This window comes from Azorhizobium sp. AG788, assembly GCF_943371865.1.
Taxonomy (GTDB): Bacteria; Pseudomonadota; Alphaproteobacteria; order Rhizobiales; family Xanthobacteraceae; genus Azorhizobium.
The window spans coordinates 46940-67330 of record NZ_CALRWL010000009.1 but is presented as its reverse complement, the minus strand read 5'-3'; the positions used below and the strand labels follow the sequence as shown (position 1 = coordinate 67330).

The following is a 20391-nucleotide window of genomic DNA, read 5'->3' as shown; positions in this document are numbered from 1 at the left end:
GGCGCGCCGGCGCATTGGCGATGCTGATGGTCGCGGTGGTTTTGCCGGGCAGCGGGCTCGATGCCGCGGATGCCACCAGCGCGGTTGCGGCCAAAGTGGTCGTCGCGCCGCAGAAGGCGGCGTCGGAGGCTGCCAAGCCGGGACCCGACACGGCCCCGCCCAGCGCCGATCCTCTGAAGAGCGCCGATCCTGTGAAGATTGCCGCCCGCGCCGCGGTGGCGCCGCCCAGCGGCCCGGCGACCGCCATGGCGGCGCGGCTCGCGGGCGACGGCCAGCGCACCCGCCTGGTGATCGATCTCAGCCGCACGGTGGAATTCCGCGCCTTCACTCTGGCCAATCCCTACCGGGTGATCATCGACCTCACCGACGTGACCTTCGCGCTGAAGGCGGATGCCGGCGAGATGCGTCGGGGACTGGTCTCCGCTTATCGATTTGGGGTGTTCGCCCCCGGCAAGGCGCGGATCGTGCTGGATGCGGGCGAGCCGGTGCTGATCGACAAGGCCTTCGTCATCGAGGCGCAGGATGACCAGCCCGCCCGTCTGGTGGTGGACCTGGTGAAGACCGACGCGGCCGGGTTCGGCCGAGCCCTGCCGACCCCGGTCGAGCCGGCCGGTCCGCCCGCGGTGGCCGCCGAGCCCGCAACCCCCGGCGACAAGCGGCCGGTGATCGTTCTTGACCCCGGCCATGGCGGCATCGATTCGGGCACCACCGGCGCCAGCGCCTTTGCGGAAAAGGCCATCGTTCTCGACGTGGCTTTGGCGCTGCGCGAGAAACTGGAGCGCAGCGGGCGCTTCCGGGTGGTGATGACCCGCTCCACCGACACGTTCGTGACGTTGGGCGACCGGGTGCGGCTGGCACGCTCCAGCCATGCGGCCCTGTTCGTCTCCATTCATGCGGATGCGTTGGCGGCGGGGGACGGACGCGCCCAGGGCGCCAGCGTCTACACCTTGTCCGATACCGCCAGCGACTCGGATGCGGCGCATCTGGCGGAAAAGGAAAACAAGGCGGATCTGATCGCCGGCGTGGACCTGACCGAGGAAAACAGCCAGGTGGCGGATATCCTCTATGATCTGGCGCAGCGGGAGACCAAGACGTTTTCCGCGCTGTTTGCCCGCACCCTGGTGGGCAGCATGAAGACCGCGGCGCGGCTGCATAAGTCGCCCATCAAGTCCGCCGGCTTCCGGGTGCTCAAGGCCCATGACGTGCCGTCGGTCCTGGTGGAGCTGGGCTATATGTCGAGCCCGCAGGATCTGAAGCAGATGACCTCCGACGCTTGGCGCGACAAGCTCACCGACGCCATGCTGACGGCGGTCAACGACTTCTTCACCACCCGCGTCGCCGGCGCGGTTCCAGGGGCTGTCCCGCCCAAATAGACGGGTATGCCCCTCTCTGCGCCTCGACAGCACCGCCGCTGCCATGCAACGGAAGTGAGAGCGCGGCGGCGTCTTCGTCGTGAAGCAGCCACAGTTCGCCAACATAGCCTTTTGGGATAGGTTTGCGGTAAGTCAGCCGCGAGCCGGCGCCCCCATGGGGTGGCGTATCTGTCTGGCATGGAATGGTCGGTCCCGGCGCTCGGGAGGCGGCTTCGGTGGGGGAGGGAGCCGGCGACATGCGGCTGCTGTTGAGGTTCTTCGGCTTCCTGTTCGCTCTGGGCACCCTGCTGCTGCTGGTGGGCGCGGCGGGTGCCACTTATTTCGTCTGGAAATATTCCCAGGATCTGCCGGACTACACCCAGCTGCAAAATTACGAGCCGCCGGTGATGACCCGTGTCCATGCCGGCGATGGGTCGCTGGTGGCGGAGTACGCACGTCAGCGCCGCCTCTATATTCCCATCCAGTCCGTGCCCAAGCTGGTGGTGGAGGCCTTCCTCTCCGCCGAGGACAAGAATTTCTACGAGCATGGCGGCATCGACCCGTCCGGCATCTTCCGTGCCGGCATGGTCTATTTGCAGAATTTCGGCTCCAACCGCCGGCCCCAGGGCGCGTCCACCATCACCCAGCAGGTGGCCAAGAACTTCCTTTTGACCAACGAAGTGTCGTTGGATCGCAAGATCAAGGAAGCCCTGCTGGCGCTGCGCATCGAGCGCGCCTACTCCAAGGATCGCATCCTGGAGTTGTATCTCAACGAAATCTATCTCGGCATGGGCTCCTACGGCATCGCCGCCGCAGCGCTGACCTATTTCGACAAGTCGGTGGAAGACCTGAACATCCAGCAGGTGGCGTATCTCGCCGCGCTGCCCAAGGCGCCATCCTCCTATAATCCGTATCGTGACCGCGAGCGCGCCATCGACCGCCGCAACTGGGTCATCGACCGCATGGCGGAGAACGGCTTCATCACCGCCGCCCAGGCCGAGACGGCCAAGAAGAGCGGCCTGGATGTGACCCCGCGGCCCACCGGCGCGCAGATCTTCGCGGCGGAGTATTATGCCGAGGAAGTGCGCCGCCAGATCTATGAGCGCTATGGTGAGACCAAGCTCTATGAGGGCGGCCTGTCCGTGCGCACGTCGCTCAATCCGCGCCTCCAGTCCATCGCCAAGAAGACCCTGGCGGATGGTCTGGTGCGGTATGACGAGCAGCGCGGCTGGCGCGGGCCGGTGCATCATTTCGATCTGAGCGGTGACTGGGGCCCCAAGCTCGCGGAGTTCAAGGCGTTCTCGGACATCCCCTGGAAGCTGGCCGTGGTGCTGGATTCCGGCAAGGACACCGCGCGCATCGGCCTTCAGCCGCCGCGGGAGCGCTCCGGCGGCATCTCCAGCGCCCGCGACGTCGGCCTGATCAATCTGGACGGGGTCAAGTGGGCCCGCTGGACCAAGGGGCCGGACGCCGGGCGTGCTGTCACCTCGGTGTCGCAGGTGCTGAAGCCCGGTGACGTGATCTATGTGGAACCCATCGCGGGCAAGGATGGGCAGTATCGCTTGCACCAGATCCCCGAGATCGAAGGGGCGATGGTGGTGATGGAGCCGCTCACCGGCCGCGTGCTCGCGCTGGCGGGGGGCTTCTCCTATGACGAGAGCCAGTTCAACCGCGCCACCCAGGCGTTGCGCCAGCCGGGCTCCTCGTTCAAGCCCATCGTCTATTCCGCCGCGCTGGACAACGGCTATACGCCCTCCACCGTGGTGCTGGATGCGCCGATCGAGATCGACCAGGGCCCCGGCATGCCGGTGTGGTCGCCGGAGAACTACGCCAAGAAGTTCTATGGCCCGCAGACCCTGCGCTTCGGCCTGGAGCAGTCGCGCAACGTGATGACCGTGCGTCTGGCCCAGGACGTGGGCATGCCGCTGGTGGCGGACTATGCGCGCAAGTTCGGTGTGTATGACGACATGCTTCCGGTGCTCTCCATGGCGCTGGGCGCGGGCGAGACCACCTTGATGCGCATGACCGGCGCCTACGCCATGATCGCCAATGGCGGGCGCCGCGTGACGCCCTCGCTGATCGATCGCGTGCAGGATCGCTACGGCCACACCATCTACCGCCATGATGAGCGCGAGTGCCGCGGCTGCGATGCCGACAAGTGGGACAACCAGGCGGAGCCGACCCTGATCGACCGCCGTCCCATCGTGCTGGATGCCATGACCTCCTACCAGATCACCGCGCTCATGGAGGGCGTGATCCAGCGCGGCACCGGCACCGCGCTGAAGGATCTGGGGCGCCCGGTGGCCGGCAAGTCGGGCACCACCAACGAAGAAAAGGACGCCTGGTTCATGGCCTTCACCCCGGAAATGGTGGTGGGCGTGTATCTGGGCTACGACCGGCCCAAGCCCATGGGCAAGGGGTCCACCGGCGGTGTGCTGACCGCGCCCGTGGTGCGCGACTTCATGAAGACCGCTCTGGCGGACAAGCCGGCGATCCCGTTCCGGGTGCCGCCGGGCATCAAGCTGGTGCGAATCAATCCCAAGACCGGCTTGCGGGCCGGCCCGGGGGAGAATTCGATCCTGGAAGGCTTCAAGCCCGGTACCGCGCCGCCGGACAGCTATTCGGTCATCGGTGCCGGCGATGCCTCGCTGGGAGTGACGCCGGAAGCGGACCGTGCGGTTCGCTCTGGCACCGGCGGGCTGTACTGATCGGCGACACGGGGGCATGGGCCACGGGCGCGGGGGCGCCGGTGGGCGCATGGCTGCGATTTTTATGATGGGGCCAAAACTGCGCCGGCAAAGGCTTTGCGCGGGATAGGCTCGGCTGGCGTGGGGGCGGGCGTTTACAGGCCGGCCCTGCGCCGGTAGGTTCCGCCGCCCTCAGTTCGGAGAATGGTTTGCCATGCGTGCGGAGCTCGCCGCGAAAGTCGACGAGATCAATGCTTCCGTTGATCTGCTGCGTCAGCACCTCAACGTGGATCGCTCGCGCCGGCGCCTCGCCGAACTGAACGCCATCGCCGAGGATCCCAAGCTCTGGGATGAGCCGGACCGGGCGCAGAAGATCATGCAGGAACGCACCGGCCTGGAAGATGCGCTGGGCGCCATCGACCGGGTCAATCGCGACCTGGCGGACAATGTGGAACTGATCGAGCTGGGCGAGGCCGAGGGTGACGAAGGCGTCATCGCCGAGGCGGCCGGTGCGCTGGATCATCTCAAGGCGGAACTGGCCCGTCGCGAGCTGGAAGCGCTGTTCTCCGGCGAGGCGGATTCCAACGATACCTATCTGGAAGTCCATGCGGGCGCCGGCGGCACCGACAGCCAGGACTGGGCCTTGATGCTCCAGCGCATGTATACGCGCTGGTCCGAGCGCCACGGCTTCAAGGTGGAACTGGTGGACGAGTCCGCCGGCGAACAGGCGGGCATCAAGTCCGTCACGCTGCAGATCAAGGGCCACAATGCCTATGGCTGGCTGAAGACCGAAGCCGGCGTGCATCGCCTGGTGCGTATTTCGCCATTCGATTCCAACGCCCGGCGCCAGACCTCCTTTGCCTCGGTGGACGTCTATCCGGTGATCGACGACCGCATCGTGGTGGAGATCAACGAGAGCGAAGTGCGCATCGACACCATGCGTTCCGGCGGCGCCGGCGGCCAGCATGTGAACAAGACCGAATCCGCCGTGCGCCTGACCCATCTGCCCACCGGCATCGCGGTGGTGTCCCAGGGCGACCGCTCCCAGCACAAGAACAAGGCAACCGCCTGGAACATGCTGCGGGCCAAGCTCTATGAGGCGGAACTGAAGCGGCGCGAGGCCATCGCCATCGCCGAGCAGGCGGCGCGCACCGACATCGGCTGGGGGCACCAGATCCGCTCTTATGTGCTCCAGCCCTATCAACTGGTGAAGGACCTGCGCACCGGCGTCACCTCCGGCACCCCGCAGGAGGTGCTGGACGGCGCCCTGGATCCGTTCATGGAAGCGGCCCTCGCCCAGCGCGCCTATGGCGGCGGCCCCGGGCAGGTGGAAGACGTGGACTGACGGCCGAACGCCTGGTGTGAAATCGGGGAGCAGTGCTCCCCGATTTGTGAACAGCTTCGCGTCGGCTGAAAAGGATCAGCCCAGCGCCTGGGCGGCCTTGAGCACCTCTTCCGCATGGCCGGGGACCTTCACCTTCGGCCACACCTGGGCGACGGTGCCGTCGCGGCCGATGAGCAGGGTGACCCGCTCTATCCCCATGTATTTGCGGCCATACATGCTCTTCTCGACCCACACGCCATAGGCTTCCAGCATGCCGCGGGTCTCGTCCGAGCCGAGCGGGATCTCAAGGTCGTATTTGGCCTTGAATTTGTCCTGGGCGGTGACCGGATCGGCCGAAACCCCAAGGATCGCCGTATCTGCGGCGGCAAAGTCGGCCCGCAAGCCGTTGAACGCGATGGCTTCCTTGGTGCAGCCGGAGGTGTCGGCCTTGGGATAGAAATAAAGCACCAATTTGCGGCCCGCATAGTCCTTCAGCGACACCTGCGAACCGCCATCGCGGTCAAGCGTGAACGTAGGGGCGGGCGCTCCGACCTGGGGAATTTGTGACATCTGCCTTCCTTTCGACGTGACGACGTCATAGCGCAGGGCCCATGGCCTTGCCTCGGAGAACGGATCGTACATTCTGCCTGCCGACGGGAATCCGGCGCGGGGGCGCGCACGGATGATGCCGGAGGGTGCAGAAGGCATGGGCGAAGACCAGGCGCAGTTCAAGTCGCCGGTGCGCATGCCGCGCCGGTCTCATTTGCGCGGTCTCACCGGCGCCCTCATTCCGCGCTCGCGCGTGGCGCGCGCGCTGGTGGGCACGCTGCTGCTGCTCATGGGCCTTGCCGGCCTCGGCGCGCTGGTGATCTATGGCCTCGTGGCTGCCGGGATCGTCACCGCCAATCTCGCCACCCCCTATATCGAGCGCGCCATCGCCGACCGCCTGGACGGCAAGTATGTGGTGCGAATCGGCTCCACGGCGGTGGAGACCATGCAGGGCGGGGCGACGGTGGTGATCGCCCGCGACATCTCGCTCAGCGAGCCGGACGGCACCTTGGTGGCCAGTGCGCCCAGCGCCGAGGTGGAACTGGAAGGCAGCCTGCTCACCCTGACGCCGAAGGCCCGGCGGTTTGACCTCATCGGCGCCGAGATGACCGTGCGCATCGGTGCCAAGGGCGAGGTGGCCGTGGCCGCCGGGAAGGGCGCGCGGCTGCTCTCCACCGGCGCCGCCCCTCCCGAGCCCGATCCGCGCCCGCCGGCGCCTGCGCCGGGGGCGCAGACCCAGACACAGCTGCCTCAGGGCCAGGGCGCTGCGGCGACCGCGACGCCGGCGGCTCCCGCCGGGGCGGCTCCGAACGCCGCCGCTCCGAATGCCACCGACACGGGAGCGGCCGCCGACCTCGGCGGCGATCCGCTGGTGATGAAGGCGTTTGCGGACTGGTTGAACGCCTTGGAGCAGAGCGGCTTCGATGGCGGTGCGCTGTCCGACGTGGGCCTCAAGGATGGCTCGCTGGTGGTGCAGAACGAGGCCACCGGTCGCCAGATCCGCTTCGACAACATCTCGGTCCGGCTGGGACGCACCGCCGACGGCGGAGCGGTGTTCACCTTCACCTCGCAGCAGCCCCATGGCCTGGCCACCCTGGTCGCCACCATCGGCGCCGCGCGCAACGGCGAGCGTCCCATCGACCTGGTGCTGAAGGATGTCTCCACCCGCGATCTGGTGCAGGCCTTCAGCCAGGACTTGAAGCGCTTCTACATGGACACCCCTCTGGGGGCGACCTTGCGTGCCCGCATCGCCAATGACGGTCGCATCCTGGCGGCCGAGGCGGGGGTGTCGCTGGGCGCGGGCCAACTGGGCAATGGCGAGGATCCCGAGGAACGCTTCGTCATCGACTATGCCCAGGCGCGCCTCGTGCTCGACCCGGCGCAACGGGTCATCAATGTGGAGCCGCTGACCGCGGCGAAGAATGCCAACAAGATCGCGCTGAAGGCGGTGATCTCGGTGCCGAGCCAGTCGGGTCAGTCGTGGCCCTATGAGGTATCGCCGGTGAGCATCGTGCTGGCCGGCCCGGAAATGAACGATCCGCCGCTGATCGTGTCCGACTTCAGCCTGACCGGCCGCTACACCCCGCCCGACAAGAAGCTGCTGATGGAAAAGGGCGATCTCAGCAACGCCACCGGCGCGCTCAGCTTCAGCGGGCTGTTCGATTTCGGCGTTCCCGTGCCCTATGTGCAGCTCAAGGCCATCGGATCGCGCATGCCGTCGGCAACGGTGAAGCGGTTCTGGCCGGTGACGCTGGCGCCGCCCGCGCGCACCTTCGTGCTGGAGAATCTCTCCGGCGGCACGGTCGATGGCACCTCGGTCAACGTCAATATGGCGCTGGATCTGATCGGCCAGAAGGACGTGCCGCTGCCCGAAGATGCGGTGCGCCTGGACATGACCGCGTCCGGCATCACGCTGCGGGCGGTGAAGGGCCTGCCGCCCTTGGTGAATACCCGCCTCTCCGTCGCGGTCACCGGGCGCTCGGTGCGGGTGAACATCCCCGAGGCGACCGTGGTCACGCCCCAGAACCGCAAGCTCGCGGTCTCGGACGGCGTGTTCATGATCCCCGACTATTTCCCGCGCGAACCGAGCGGCCTGGTCAAGGTGAAGTTCGACGGGCCGGCGGATGCGGGCATCGAAGTGCTGGGCATGGAGGCCCTGAAGGGCAGCGAGGGCCAGGCGTTCGATCCCTCCACCACCCGCGGCAAGCTCTCGGCGCTGCTGCAGGTGAAGATCCTGTTCCACAAGGTGCCGCAGCCGGGCGATGTGGACTATTCGCTGGAAGCCAAGCTGACCGATTTCGGTGTCGACAAGATCTTCCAGAACCAGCGCCTGGAAGGCGCCAGCGTGGACGTGTTCGCCTCGCCCGCCGGGGTGCTGCTGCGCGGCGACGGCAAGGTGGCAGGCGCCCCGCTGACGTTCGAGTATGACAAGAAAAAGGACAAGGCCGACGCGGACGTGAGGGTGAATGCCACCCTGGACGACGCCTCGCGCCAGAAGCTGGGTGTGGACATTTCCTCCATCTCGGGGCCGATCGCGGTGAAGCTGGTGGGCACCACCAACAACAAGCAGACCCGGGCCGCCATCGAACTGGACCTGACCGCCGCGCGCATCCTGGATCTGGTGCCCGGCCTCACCAAGCCGGCGGGCAAGCCGCTGAAGGCCAAGTTCACCTCCAACGATGCCGGCAAGACCATCCGCATCGACGACCTGATCCTGGACGGCTCCGGCACCTACATCCGCGGGGCGCTGGAATTGTCCGACGAGGGCGACGTGGTCTCGGCCAATTTCCCCTCGTTCCAACTGAGCGATGGCGACAAGGCCAGCCTCAGGGCCGAGCGGTCGGGCGATGTGCTCAAGATCCGCATCACCGGCGAGGTGGTGGACGCCCGGGGCATCATGAAGAGCCTGGTGGGCACGCCGTCGGGCCCGGCGAAGAAGGAGCAGAAGAGCCAGGACGTGGATGTGGAAGCCAAGATCGGCGCCATGACCGGCAACAATGGCGAGGTGCTGCGGCAGCTGGATCTCTCCGTCGGCCGCCGCGGAGTGGAATTGCGCAGCTTCTCGCTCACCGCCAAGGCGGGCCGGGAAGGCACCGTCGCCGGTGAAATCCGCAATTGGGGCGATACGCCCCGCCGCGCGCTCTATGTGAGCACCTCGGACGCCGGCGCGGTGCTGCGGTTTCTCGACACCTATGGCAAGATGCAGGGCGGCACCATGTGGGTCATCATCGACCCGCCTCGCGGCGACACCAGCCCGCAGAATGGCGTCGTGAATCTGCGGGACTTCGTGATTCGCGGCGAGCCGGGCCTCGACAGCCTGAGCGCCGCCGCGCGCGACAGCTCGGGCAAGGTGGAGCAGGGCACCGCCGTGTTCGAGAAGGCGCAAGCCCAGTTCACCCGCACCACGGGCAAGATCGCCATTCGCGACGGAGCGATCTGGGGCCCGGTGGCGGGCGTCACCGCCGAGGGCACCATCGACTTCACCGCCGAGCGCATTTCCATGCGCGGCACCTATGTGCCGGCCTATGGGCTCAACAATCTGTTCAGCAAGCTGCCGATCATCGGCGCCATCCTGGGCGGCGGACCCAACGAGGGCCTGCTCGGGGTGACGTTCGAGATCACCGGCCCCATGAGCGGGCCGACATTGCGGATCAATCCGCTCTCGGCGGTGGCGCCCGGCTTCCTGCGCAAGATGTTCGAGTTCCGCGGTGCGGGCGACGGCAAAACCGCGCCTTAGCGCGGTCTCCCTCCTGACGCAGGGCTGAAGCAAGGTTCCAGCCCCACGGTGTGCGGTGGACGGTAGCCACGTGCGACTGCTACACGTCAGCCGCCATTTCACTGGCTAGGGGGATCGAACGTGCGTGCATATTTCATAAGCGGCGTGGCGCTGGCGTTGATGGTCGGCAGCGTGACACCGGTGCTCGCCAAGGGGCCGGGCAAGTACACCGTAAAGGGCGTGAATGTGGAGGAGAAGTCGAACTACTCCGGCACGGCCACCATCACCAAGACCGGCGAGAATGCCTGGAAGGTGGTGTCGGTGATCGACGGCGACAAGTTCGACGGCTACGGCATCGGCGACGAGGACATCATCGCCGTGACCTTCTCCGGCAATGGCTCCACCGGCGTCGCGCTGTATGTGGCGCAGGACAACGGCGGCTATAAGGGCATCTGGGCGTTCAAGGGCGACAGCAAGGTCAGCGCCGAGGAACTCATCCCCAAATAGGCCCGATCCGGCGTGGACGGCGGGCCGCTCGGCCCTCCGTCCCACCATGCGCCGATCATCGCCCGGTGATCACACCGGGCGGAGCAGGATGTGCTTCTTCTTGCCCAGCGAGAGCTTGATGACGCCCTCGGCGCTCAGGTCCGCTTCGGTGAGCACCAGCTTCTCGTCGGTCACGGTGGCATCGTTGACCTTGAGCCCGCCGCCCTTGATCTGCCGGCGCGCTTCGCTGGTGGAGGCCACCAGTCCCGCCGAGACAAAGGCCGTATTCGCCGCCAAACCCGCCTTCAGCTGATCCGCCGGCACCTCGATGGTGGGCAGGTTCATGGCCAATGCGCCGTCCTCGAAGGTCGAGCGCGCGGTCGCCTTGGCCTCTTCGGCGCGGTCACGGCCGTGCAGCAAAGCGGTGGCCTCGGTGGCCAGCACCTCCTTGGCGAGATTGATCTCCTGGCCGCCCAGGGCGCCGAGACGGGCGATCTCATCCAGGGGCAGTTCGGTGAACAATTTCAGGAACCGCACCACGTCCGCATCGCCGGTGTTGCGGAAGTATTGCCAATATTCGTAAGGGGCCAGCAGGTCCGCATCCAGCCACACGGCGCCGCCGGCGGTCTTGCCCATCTTGGCACCGGAGGAGGTGGTGAGCAGCGGCGTGGTCAGCGCGAACAGGTCCGCGCCGCGCATGCGCCGGCCCAGCTCCATGCCGTTGACGATATTGCCCCACTGGTCGGAGCCGCCCATCTGCAGGATGCAGCCGTGGCGCGCGTTCAGCTCCACGAAGTCATAGGCCTGCAGGATCATGTAGTTGAATTCGAGGAAGGTGAGCGGCTGCTCGCGCTCCAGCCGCAGCTTGACCGAATCGAACGTCAGCATGCGGTTGATGGTGAAGTGCGGGCCCACCTCGCGCAGCAGCGGGATGTATTTCAGCTCATCCAGCCACTTGGCGTTGTTCTCCATCACGGCGCCGGCGGAGAAGTCCAGGAAGCGCTCGAACACCTTGCGGATCGAGCCGATATTGGCGTCGATCTGCGCGTCGGTGAGCATCTTGCGGGCTTCGTCCTTGCCGGACGGGTCGCCGATCTTGGTGGTGCCGCCGCCCATGAGCGCGATGGGCTTATGCCCGGTGCGCTGCAGGGTCCGCAGCATCATGATCGACAGCAGATGCCCCGCGTGCAGCGAGGATGCGGTGGCATCGAAGCCGATATAAGCGGTGATCGGCCCTTCGCTGGCCTTGGCGTCGAGGCGCTCCAGATCGGAGCACTGGTGGATATAGCCGCGCTCGTCGAGCACGCGCAGGAAATCGGAGCGAAAGGCGGTCATGGCGATCTGTTCGGATGACGGAAAGGAGCGGTGGTGTAACAGGTCTTTGCCGGGAATGCATCGGCTGGCCATGCAACGGCGATACGCGCGGGGATGAGATGCGGGCGATCGGGCTGATGAGCGGCACCTCCATGGACGGCATCGACGCCGCTTTGATCGAGACCGATGGCGAAACCGTCTCCTGGCTCGGCCCGTCTTTGACGCTCCCCTATGACGGCGCCATGCGGACCCTGCTGGAAGGGGCGATGGCCGATGCGGTGGGCGTGAATGACCGCGACAGCCGCCCCGGAAGGTTGGTGGAGGCGGAGCAGCGCATCACCACGCTGCATGCGCAAGCGGTGCGGGCCTTGCTGGACACCCTGCGCCTGACACCGGGCGATGTGGACGTGGTGGGTTTCCACGGCCAGACGGTGTTCCATCGGCCGGAGGCGGGCCTGACGGTGCAGATCGGGCTCGGTTCGGCGCTGGCGCGGGATCTGGGCCTCACCGTGGTGGCGGACTTTCGTGCCGCGGATGTGGCGGCCGGCGGACAGGGGGCGCCGCTGGTGCCGGTGTTCCACCAGGCTCTGGTGCGGGGCCTGGCCCTTCCGGCGCCGGTGGCGGTGCTGAATATCGGCGGCGTCGCCAATGTGACGGTGCTGGATGGGGACGCGGATCCCGTCGCCTGCGATACCGGGCCGGGCAATGCCCTGATCGACGATTTCATGGCCGCACGCACCGGGCGCCCCTATGACGATGGCGGGCGCATCGCCGCCCAAGGCACTGTGGACGAGGCGGCGCTCGCCCGGCTTCTGGCGCATCCCTTCTTTGCGGCGCCTCCGCCCAAGTCGCTCGACCGCAATGCCTTCCGCGCCTTCGTGGCGCAGCATCTGGGACTGGGCGGCGCGTCCACGGCGGACGGCGCCGCGACGCTGACCGCGCTCACCGCCGCCAGCGTGGCGGCGGTCGTGCCCTTGCTGGCGCGGGCGCCGGCGGTGTGGATTGTCGCCGGCGGCGGCGCCAGAAATCCGACCTTGTGCGCCATGCTGGAGCAGCGCCTGGGGCGGCCGGTGCGGTCCGCGGACGCGGTGGGATGGTCCGCGGACGCATTGGAGGCGCACGCTTTCGGCTTCCTGGCGGTGCGGACGTTGCGGGGTTTGCCCCTGACCTTTCCCTCCACCACGGGCACGCCGCATCCCTTGACGGGAGGTAAGATTTTTCGTCACTGCTGAGCTCTGGGATTGGCGCGCTTTCTGCCACGGCTTTTCGCCGTGGAAGGAAGGCAAGGGGGCCGTATGACGAACCATCTCAAACGCGATATCGGATTGCTGGGCCTCACCTTTGTGGCGGTCAGCGGGGTGATCGGCTCCGGCTGGCTGTTCGCCCCCCTGATGGCGGCGAAATACGCCGGACCGGCCTCGCTGGTGGCGTGGGGCATCGGCGGCATCGCGGTGCTGCTGCTGGCGCTGACCTTCGCGGAGATCATGGCCATCCTCCCCGTAGCCGGGGGCATCGCGCGGGTGCCCATGTTCAGCCATGGCAACACGGTGGCCATGGCCATGGGGTGGAGCGCCTGGGTGGGCTACAACACCACCGCCCCCATCGAGGTGGAGGCGATGCTGCGCTATCTCTCGCCCTTCCTGCCCTGGGTCTATGAGGATGCGGGCAGCCGCGTCCTGTCCTGGGCCGGGGTGGCGTGTGCCGGTGCCATGCTGGTGCTGTTCACGGTCATCAATGCCTTGGGCGTGAAATTCTTCGTGGCGATCAATTCCACCGTCACCTGGGTCAAGATCGGCATTCCGCTGGTGGTGGCGGCGATGCTGATCGCATCGCGCTTCGAGCCCGGCAACTTCGTCGCCGATGGCGGCTTTGCCCCGCTGGGCCTGCCGGGCATTCTGGCGGCGGTGTCTTCCGGCGGCATCATCTTCTCGTTTGTCGGCTTCCGGCACGTGGTGGACATGGCCGGCGAAGCGAAAAACCCCGGCTTCACCGTTCCGGCCGCGCTGATCATCTCGATCCTGATCTGCTTTGTGATCTATGCCGGCCTGCAACTGGCCTTCATCGGGGCCTTGCTGCCGACGGACATCGCGCAGGCCGGCTGGGCCAATCTGCGCCTGCCGGGCAACGATGGCCCGCTGGTGGCCCTGGCCACCTCCATCGGCTTGATCTGGATGGTCAGCCTGCTGAGCGCCGGCGCCGTGGTGGCGCCGTTCGGCGGCGCGCTGGTGTCGGTGGGCTCCAATGCCCGCCTCGCCTTCGCGCTGGCGGAGAACAAGCTGTTCCCCTCGGCGCTGGCAAAGCTCTCCAGCCTGGGCGTGCCGGTGGTGGCGCTGCTGGTCAATCTGGTGGTGTCCACGCTCGCCTTCGTGCTGCTGCCGTTCGATGAACTGCTGAAGCTGAATTCCTCCGCCATCATCCTGTCGTTCGTCGTCGGGCCGGTGGCGGTGGTGGCACTGCGCTCGCTGCTGCCCCGGGTGCGTCGCCCGTTCCGCCTGCCGGCGGTGCATGTGCTGGGCACCATCGCCTTCGCCATCTCCACGCTGGTGGTCTACTGGAGCGGCTGGCCGACGGTGGAGCGGCTCGGCATCTGCCTGCTCGTGGGGCTGCTCACCTTCGTGGGCTATTCGCGCACCCAGCTGCGGGGCTCCATGGACCTGCAAGAGGGGCTCTGGCTGGTGCCGTATCTGATCGGCCTCGGTTTGTTGTCCTATCTTGGGACATTCCAGGGAATTGGCGTTCTTCCCTTCGGGTGGGACATGGTGGTGGTGTGCATTTTCTCCACGGCGGTGTTCTGGCTGGCGGTGCGCAGCCGGCTGCACGGGGCCAAGTTCACCGCGCGGATGGCCCGGGAGCGGGAGATCGAGATGCTGGAAGGCGGGAGCGCGCTCGACGCGCTGTTCAGCGAGCCCGAACTTGCGGCGGCCCGGCCCGGCCCGGGCGCCCGCTGAAAGCCGCGGCAGCCGCAAACAAAAAAACCGCCGCGTGCAGGGTGCATGCGGCGGTTTTATTTTGAGCAGACTGCCGGAAGGTGAAAACCGGCGTCCCGTCGAAGCTCAGGCGGCGCTGTCCTTGGGGCTGTCCTTGCGGCTGCCGGGCAGGCGCTTGTCCAGATAGCCGCCCACCAGACCCATCAACTCCTCGGTCTTGCCGTCGAAGAAGTGGTTGGCGCCGGGGATGATCTGCTGCTCGATCACGATGCCCTTCTGCGTCTTCAGCTTTTCCACCAGGGTGGCCACCGCGGAGGTGGGCACCACCGCATCCTTGTCGCCATGGACGAACAGCCCGGAGGAGGGGCAGGGGGCGAGGAAGGAGAAGTCATACAGGCTGGCCGGCGCGGCGATGGAGATGAAGCCCTCCACCTCCGGACGGCGCATCAACAGCTGCATGCCGATCCAGGCGCCGAACGACACGCCGGCGATCCAGCAGGCGCGGGCATCGGGATTGACCGACTGCGCCCAGTCGAGGGCGGCGGCGGCATCGGCCAGTTCGCCGGTGCCGTGGTCGAACGAGCCCTGGCTGCGCCCGACGCCGCGGAAGTTGAACCGCAGCACCGAGAAGCCCCGGTTCACGAACTGATAATACAGATTGTACACCACCGGATTGTTCATCGTGCCGCCGAACTGCGGGTGCGGATGAAGAATGATGGCGATGGGCGAATTGCGCGTCTTGGCGGGCTGGTAGCGACCCTCGAGCCGCCCTTTTTCGCCAGTGAAGATAACTTCGGGCATGGACGTTCGCGACCTCTAGGACGCGACCGCAAAGTCAAAGGCACCATCTTTCGGGCCAGAGCCGGAAAGCAGACGCCCCTCGGAGCACATCTTCATGGCGGACACCCGCAAAGCCTGCAGGTATGCCTGAGATGTCTTGACTTGGCTCGGACGCCGCCCTATCTGTTTAGAATAATTCTAATTTATCCCGGCCAGACGCACATCGGGAAGCGCGTCACAGGGCTGGAACAGATGAAGTTTGATGATATGGCCGATAATAGGCGCAATTGCAAGCCTCGCATCGTGCCGGCCTCCGGGGGCCGGGCATGACGGTTGCGCGCGCCTATCTCGATCACAATGCCACATCGCCGCTGCGCCCTGAGGCGCGCGACGCCATGATCGCAGCGCTGACCGAAGGTGGCAATCCCTCATCGGTGCATGCGTCCGGGCGCGCCGCGCGCGGGCGCCTGGAGGCGGCGCGGGGGCAGGTGGCGCGGTTGGCGGGCGCTCCGGCTCGTGGCGTGGTGTTCACCTCCGGCGCCACCGAGGCCAATACGCTGGCCTTGCATCCTGCCTGGGACATTGCCGGTCATCCGGTCACCTGCGACGTGCTGCTGACCAGCGCCGTGGAGCATGTGGCAGTGCTGAACGGGCATCGCTTCGGACCGGATGCGGTCGAGATTCTGCCTGTGGATGCCATGGGGCGGCTTGATCTCGCAGTCCTGTCCGCGCGGCTGGAGGCCCATGCCGCTGCCGGACGCCGGGCGATGGTCTCGCTCATGCTGGCCAACAACGAGACCGGCGTGATCCAGCCGGTGGTCGAGGCGGCGCGCCTTGCCCACGCCCATGGCGCGGTGGTGCATTGCGACGCGGTGCAGGGCGCCGGTCGGCTGGATCTCGATATCAATGCGCTCGGCGTGGATCTGCTGTCACTGTCCGCGCACAAGATGGGTGGCCCGCAGGGCGCGGGCGCCCTGGTGGCCGCCAGCGCCGATACCCGGTCGCGCGCACCGTTGCTCTCGGGCGGCGGGCAGGAGCGCGGTCTGCGCGGTGGAACGCAGAATGTGCCCGCCATCGCCGGTTTCGGTGCGGCGGCCCTGTGCGCCCTTGAGGATCTGCCGGGAGAGGCTTTCCGCCTCGCGCACTTGCGCGACGGGCTGGAACAGGAGATTGTCGCCGCCCTTCCTGAGACGATGGTTGTGGGAGCGAGCGCAGCGCGCCTCACCAACACGACATGTATCGCTTTCGGAGGATTAAAGGCCGAGACCCTGGTGATCGCGCTCGACCTTTCCCACGTATTGGTCAGTGCCGGCTCGGCCTGCTCCTCAGGGAAGGTCGGATCCTCGCACGTGCTCTCGGCCATGGGGTTGGAGAGCGAACTGGCGAGCGGGGCGATCCGCCTCTCGCTGGGTTGGTCGAGCACCCAACAGGATGTGGACACGGCACTGGCGGCCTTGCGCCGGGTGGTGCCGCAGGTGAGAAGCCGTTCGCTTCGGGCGGCATGAGTGACTTGACCCGCGGGCTTTGACCCCGCGCGGGAGAGGAGACAGGAAGATGGCAGCGGTCCAGGAGACGGTCGAACGCGTTCGGTCGATCGACGTCGATCAATACAAGTACGGGTTCGTCACCGATATCGAGAGCGAGAAGGCCCCCAAGGGCCTGTCCGAAGACACGGTCCGCTACATCTCGGCCAAGAAGAACGAGCCGGAGTGGATGCTGGAGTGGCGGCTGGATGCCTACCGCCGCTGGCTGACCATGGAGGAGCCCACCTGGGCCCGGGTCAGCTATCCCAAGATCGACTTCCAGGATTATTATTACTTCTCCCAGCCCAAGCCGAAGCTGAAGTCGCTGGACGAGGTGGATCCCGAAATCCTCGCCACCTATGACAAGCTCGGCATTCCGCTGCGCGAGCGTGAGGCATTGCTGGGCGTGGAAAGCTCCGCGCCGCGGATCGCCGTGGATGCGGTGTTCGACAGCGTGTCGGTGGCCACCACCTTCAAGGCGGAACTGGCCAAGTCCGGCGTCATTTTCTGCGCCATCTCGGAAGCCATTCGCGAGCATCCAGAGCTGGTGAAGCAGTATCTGGGCTCCGTGGTGCCGGTGTCGGACAATTTCTACGCCACGCTGAACACCGCTGTGTTCTCCGATGGCTCGTTTGTCTACATCCCCAAGGGCGTGCGCTGCCCCATGGAATTGTCCACCTATTTCCGCATCAATGAGCGGAACACCGGACAGTTCGAGCGCACTCTGATCATCGCCGACGAAGGCGCCTATGTGAGCTATCTGGAAGGCTGCACCGCCCCGCAGCGCGACGAGAACCAGCTCCATGCGGCCGTGGTCGAGCTGGTGGCGCTGAAGGATGCGGAGATCAAGTACTCCACCGTCCAGAACTGGTACCCCGGCGACAAGGACGGCAAGGGCGGCATCTACAATTTCGTCACCAAGCGGGGCGACTGCCGCGGCGACAATTCCAAGATCTCCTGGACCCAGGTGGAGACCGGCTCGGCCATCACCTGGAAGTATCCCAGCTGCATCCTGCGCGGCGACAACAGCCAGGGCGAGTTCTATTCCATCGCCATTTCCAACGGCTACCAGCAGGTGGATAGCGGCACCAAGATGATCCACCTCGGCAAGAACACGTCGAGCCGGATCATCTCCAAGGGCATCGCCGCCGGCCATTCGGACAATACCTACCGGGGCCAGGTGACCGCCCACCGCCGGGCCACCAATGCGCGCAACTTCACCAATTGCGACTCTCTGCTGATCGGCGGGACCTGCGGCGCGCACACGGTGCCCTATATCGAGACCAAGAGCGCCTCGGCGGTGTTCGAGCATGAGGCCACCACCTCGAAGATCTCGGAAGATCAGCTGTTCTATTGCCTTCAGCGCGGTCTCTCGCCGGAAGAGGCGGTGGCGCTGATCGTCAATGGCTTCGTGAAGGACGTTCTCCAGCAACTCCCCATGGAGTTTGCCGTGGAGGCCCAGAAGCTGATCTCCGTGAGCCTGGAAGGCTCGGTCGGCTGAGCGCCGGTTCACGCGCGGCCCGAACAGTGGGACGCGCTGGTTTTCACGTGCGGCGGGATGCGGCGCGCGGCCTTTCAGGCGGCGCACCTCCCCAGCCGACGAACTCTACGACTGGAATGCACCATGGCATTGCTTGAAATCAAAAACCTGCACGCCTCCATCGACGGCAAGGAAATTCTCAAGGGCCTCGATCTCACCGTGCCTGCGGGCGAGGTCCACGCCATCATGGGGCCGAACGGCTCCGGCAAGTCCACCTTGTCCTATGTCCTGTCCGGCAAGCCGGACTATGAGGTCACCGAAGGCACCGCTTTGCTCGACGGCCAGGATATTCTGCAGATGGCGGCGGAAGAGCGCGCCGCGGCCGGCCTGTTCCTGGCCTTCCAATATCCCATCGAAATCCCCGGCGTCGCCACCATGACCTTCCTGCGCACGGCGGTGAATGCCCAGCGCAAGGCGCGCGGCGAGGCCGAACTCTCCACCCCGGAATTCCTGCGGGTGGTGAAGCTGAAGGCCGGCCATCTGGGCATCACCCAGGAGATGCTGCGGCGCGGCGTCAATGTGGGCTTCTCCGGCGGTGAGAAGAAGCGCAACGAAATCCTGCAGATGGCGCTGCTGGAGCCCAAGGTGGCGATCCTCGACGAGACCGATTCCGGCCTCGACATCGACGCCCTGAAGGTGGTCTCCGAAGGCGTGAACGCCTTGCGCTCCAAGGATCGCGCCATGGTGGTCATCACCCATTACCAGCGCCTGCTGGACCATATCGTCCCCGACGTGGTGCATGTGATGCACCAGGGCCGCATCGTGCGGACCGGCGGCAAGGAACTGGCCCTGGAGCTGGAAGCCTCGGGCTATGCCGGCTACGGGCAGGATGCGGCGTGAGGATCCGATGATGAACATCGCCACACCTCAGATCCGAACGGCCGCCGAGCAGGGGCTGGCCGCCGCCGTGGACCAGCGCCTGGTGGACGTGCCCATGGAAGGCCGGGTGGGCGAATTGCGCCGCGCCGCGGCCGCCGCCTTTGCCGCCCATGGCCTGCCGCACCGGCGGGTGGAAGAGTGGAAATATACCGACCTGCGGGCCATCCTGCGGGATGCCCCCCCGGTGGCCGGTCCGCTGGACGCCGCCTCGGAGGCGGAAGGCAACTTCAAGGCCCTGAGCCTCCCTGATGCGAAGCGCATTCTGTTCGTCAATGGCGTTCTGGCCCGCAGCGCCTCCGACCTCCTGACGCTGGAAGCCGGTCTCACGGCCATGCCGCTGGGCAGCGCGCTGGCCAGCAACCATGCGGTAGCGGAACGTCTCGGCGCCTTGGCGCCGCAACGCTATGATGCGCCGCTGGCGCTCAACACCGCGTTCCTTGGTGAGGGCCTGGTGGTGCATGTGGCCGCCGGCGCCAAGATTGCTGCGCCTTTGCACGTCGCCCATGTCTTCACCGGCGACGAGCCCGCCGCCAGCTACGGCCGGCTGGTGGTCGTGGTGGAAGACGGCGCCGAAGTCACCCTGGTGGAGAGCTTCCAGGGCCGCGACGGCGTTGCCTATCAGACCAATACGGCGCTGGAACTGTTCGTCGGCGATACCGCGCATGTGGATTACGTCCGCATGCAGGAGGAGGGCGACGCGGCCCTGCATCTCGGCACCGTCATGCTGGAGATCGGCCGGGACGCGCAGTTCCATTCCTTCGGCCTCACCACCGGCGCCCATGCCTCGCGCATCAGCCTTTATGGCAAGTTCGCCGGCACCGGCTCCCATGCGGGCCTGCGCGGTGCCACCTTGCTGACCAAGCGCCAGCATGCGGACATCACCTTGCTGCTGGACCATGCGGTGGCCCATTGCGAAAGCCGCGAATTGTTCAAGACCGTGCTGGCGGACGAAAGCCGGGGCGTGTTCCAGGGCAAGATCGTGGTGCGCCCCGACGCCCAGAAGACCGACGGCCGGATGATGAGCCGGGCCCTGCTGCTGGGCGAGGCCTGCGAGATGGACAACAAGCCGGAACTGGAGATCTTCGCCGACGATGTCCAGTGCGGCCATGGCGCCACCGCCGGCGAACTGGATGAAGACCTGTTGTTCTATCTCAAGGCACGCGGCATTCCGCAAAAGGAAGCTGAAGCCTTGCTGGTGCAGGCCTTTGTCGGCGAGGCCATCGAGTTTGTGGAGAATGACGCGCTGCGCGATCTGTTGATTGCGCGGGCGGAAGCATGGCTCAAGAAGCGGGCTTAAGCCCCTGCGGCGCCGGGA

The 20391-nt window shown here is 66.5% G+C and carries 14 protein-coding genes; 11 read left to right on the top strand and 3 right to left on the bottom strand.

Features of this window, described 5'->3' with window-relative positions; genetic code table 11:
- Positions 1–26: 26 nt before the first annotated feature.
- The 3 genes from AAG816_RS07865 to prfB all read left to right on the top strand — a co-directional run bounded on the left by AAG816_RS07865 (position 27) and on the right by prfB (position 5384).
- Positions 27–1373 carry an N-acetylmuramoyl-L-alanine amidase gene (locus AAG816_RS07865; protein ID WP_341989030.1) on the top strand — a complete coding sequence of 449 codons (1347 nt, stop codon included), beginning with the start codon at positions 27–29 and terminating at the stop codon, positions 1371–1373.
- A 236-nt stretch (positions 1374–1609) separates the two neighbouring features.
- The gene (locus tag AAG816_RS07860; RefSeq protein ID WP_341989029.1) at positions 1610–4060 is read left to right on the top strand and encodes a penicillin-binding protein 1A; all 2451 of its coding nucleotides are present in this window, start codon (positions 1610–1612) and stop codon (positions 4058–4060) included.
- Between the two features lie 193 nt (positions 4061–4253).
- The gene (prfB, locus tag AAG816_RS07855; RefSeq protein ID WP_341989028.1) at positions 4254–5384 is read left to right on the top strand and encodes a peptide chain release factor 2; all 1131 of its coding nucleotides are present in this window, start codon (positions 4254–4256) and stop codon (positions 5382–5384) included.
- Positions 5385–5459: 75 nt separating this feature from the next.
- On the opposite strand, the gene AAG816_RS07850 is transcribed toward prfB, so the two are convergent.
- Positions 5460–5933 carry a peroxiredoxin gene (locus AAG816_RS07850; RefSeq protein ID WP_341989027.1) on the bottom strand — a complete coding sequence of 158 codons (474 nt, stop codon included), beginning with the start codon at positions 5931–5933 and terminating at the stop codon, positions 5460–5462.
- A 136-nt stretch (positions 5934–6069) separates the two neighbouring features.
- Between AAG816_RS07850 and AAG816_RS07845 the strand changes: the two genes are divergently transcribed.
- Positions 6070–9648 carry an AsmA-like C-terminal region-containing protein gene (locus tag AAG816_RS07845; RefSeq protein ID WP_341989026.1) on the top strand — a complete coding sequence of 1193 codons (3579 nt, stop codon included), beginning with the start codon at positions 6070–6072 and terminating at the stop codon, positions 9646–9648.
- 120 nt (positions 9649–9768) lie between these two features.
- Positions 9769–10134 carry a hypothetical protein gene (locus AAG816_RS07840; protein ID WP_341989025.1) on the top strand — a complete coding sequence of 122 codons (366 nt, stop codon included), beginning with the start codon at positions 9769–9771 and terminating at the stop codon, positions 10132–10134.
- 69 nt (positions 10135–10203) lie between these two features.
- On the opposite strand, the gene tyrS is transcribed toward AAG816_RS07840, so the two are convergent.
- On the bottom strand, positions 10204–11448 hold the full coding sequence (gene tyrS / locus AAG816_RS07835) for a tyrosine--tRNA ligase (RefSeq protein WP_341989024.1): 1245 nt from the start codon (positions 11446–11448) through the stop codon (positions 10204–10206).
- A 98-nt stretch (positions 11449–11546) separates the two neighbouring features.
- On the opposite strand from tyrS, the gene AAG816_RS07830 reads away from it, so the two are divergent.
- Both AAG816_RS07830 and AAG816_RS07825 read left to right on the top strand, forming a co-directional pair.
- Positions 11547–12659, top strand: a complete 1113-nt coding sequence (locus AAG816_RS07830) for an anhydro-N-acetylmuramic acid kinase (RefSeq protein WP_341989023.1) — start codon at positions 11547–11549, stop codon at positions 12657–12659.
- A 63-nt stretch (positions 12660–12722) separates the two neighbouring features.
- Complete coding sequence (locus tag AAG816_RS07825; RefSeq protein WP_341989022.1) at positions 12723–14375, top strand: APC family permease; 1653 nt, start codon at positions 12723–12725, stop codon at positions 14373–14375.
- Between the two features lie 105 nt (positions 14376–14480).
- On the opposite strand, the gene AAG816_RS07820 is transcribed toward AAG816_RS07825, so the two are convergent.
- Positions 14481–15155, bottom strand: coding sequence for an alpha/beta hydrolase (locus AAG816_RS07820; RefSeq protein WP_341989021.1), 675 nt, complete (start codon positions 15153–15155; stop codon positions 14481–14483).
- Between the two features lie 305 nt (positions 15156–15460).
- Between AAG816_RS07820 and AAG816_RS07815 the strand changes: the two genes are divergently transcribed.
- The 4 genes from AAG816_RS07815 to sufD all read left to right on the top strand — a co-directional run bounded on the left by AAG816_RS07815 (position 15461) and on the right by sufD (position 20373).
- Positions 15461–16639 (top strand): cysteine desulfurase family protein, encoded by a 1179-nt coding sequence (locus tag AAG816_RS07815; protein WP_341989020.1) that lies wholly within the window; start codon positions 15461–15463, stop codon positions 16637–16639.
- A 49-nt stretch (positions 16640–16688) separates the two neighbouring features.
- The gene (gene sufB, locus AAG816_RS07810; RefSeq protein ID WP_341989019.1) at positions 16689–18158 is read left to right on the top strand and encodes a Fe-S cluster assembly protein SufB; all 1470 of its coding nucleotides are present in this window, start codon (positions 16689–16691) and stop codon (positions 18156–18158) included.
- Between the two features lie 123 nt (positions 18159–18281).
- Positions 18282–19037: a Fe-S cluster assembly ATPase SufC gene (gene sufC / locus AAG816_RS07805; protein ID WP_341989018.1), complete on the top strand. Its 756-nt coding sequence runs from the start codon at positions 18282–18284 to the stop codon at positions 19035–19037.
- A gap of 7 nt (positions 19038–19044) precedes the next feature.
- A complete protein-coding gene (gene sufD / locus AAG816_RS07800; RefSeq protein ID WP_341989017.1) occupies positions 19045–20373 on the top strand; it encodes a Fe-S cluster assembly protein SufD in 1329 nt (442 codons plus the stop codon).
- The last annotated feature ends 18 nt before the right edge of the window (positions 20374–20391 follow it).

What these genes read in the sequence shown, in the direction of transcription:
- AAG816_RS07865 (WP_341989030.1), top strand. Translation starts at nt 27, where the DNA reads ATGGTCGCGGTGGTTTTGCCGGGCAGCGGGCTCGATGCCGCGGATGCC.
- AAG816_RS07860 (WP_341989029.1), top strand. Translation starts at nt 1,610, where the DNA reads ATGCGGCTGCTGTTGAGGTTCTTCGGCTTCCTGTTCGCTCTGGGCACC.
- prfB (WP_341989028.1), top strand. Translation starts at nt 4,254, where the DNA reads ATGCGTGCGGAGCTCGCCGCGAAAGTCGACGAGATCAATGCTTCCGTT.
- AAG816_RS07850 (WP_341989027.1), bottom strand. Translation starts at nt 5,933, where the DNA reads ATGTCACAAATTCCCCAGGTCGGAGCGCCCGCCCCTACGTTCACGCTT.
- AAG816_RS07845 (WP_341989026.1), top strand. Translation starts at nt 6,070, where the DNA reads ATGGGCGAAGACCAGGCGCAGTTCAAGTCGCCGGTGCGCATGCCGCGC.
- tyrS (WP_341989024.1), bottom strand. Translation starts at nt 11,448, where the DNA reads ATGACCGCCTTTCGCTCCGATTTCCTGCGCGTGCTCGACGAGCGCGGC.
- AAG816_RS07830 (WP_341989023.1), top strand. Translation starts at nt 11,547, where the DNA reads ATGCGGGCGATCGGGCTGATGAGCGGCACCTCCATGGACGGCATCGAC.
- AAG816_RS07825 (WP_341989022.1), top strand. Translation starts at nt 12,723, where the DNA reads ATGACGAACCATCTCAAACGCGATATCGGATTGCTGGGCCTCACCTTT.
- AAG816_RS07820 (WP_341989021.1), bottom strand. Translation starts at nt 15,155, where the DNA reads ATGCCCGAAGTTATCTTCACTGGCGAAAAAGGGCGGCTCGAGGGTCGC.
- AAG816_RS07815 (WP_341989020.1), top strand. Translation starts at nt 15,461, where the DNA reads ATGACGGTTGCGCGCGCCTATCTCGATCACAATGCCACATCGCCGCTG.
- sufB (WP_341989019.1), top strand. Translation starts at nt 16,689, where the DNA reads ATGGCAGCGGTCCAGGAGACGGTCGAACGCGTTCGGTCGATCGACGTC.
- sufC (WP_341989018.1), top strand. Translation starts at nt 18,282, where the DNA reads ATGGCATTGCTTGAAATCAAAAACCTGCACGCCTCCATCGACGGCAAG.
- sufD (WP_341989017.1), top strand. Translation starts at nt 19,045, where the DNA reads ATGATGAACATCGCCACACCTCAGATCCGAACGGCCGCCGAGCAGGGG.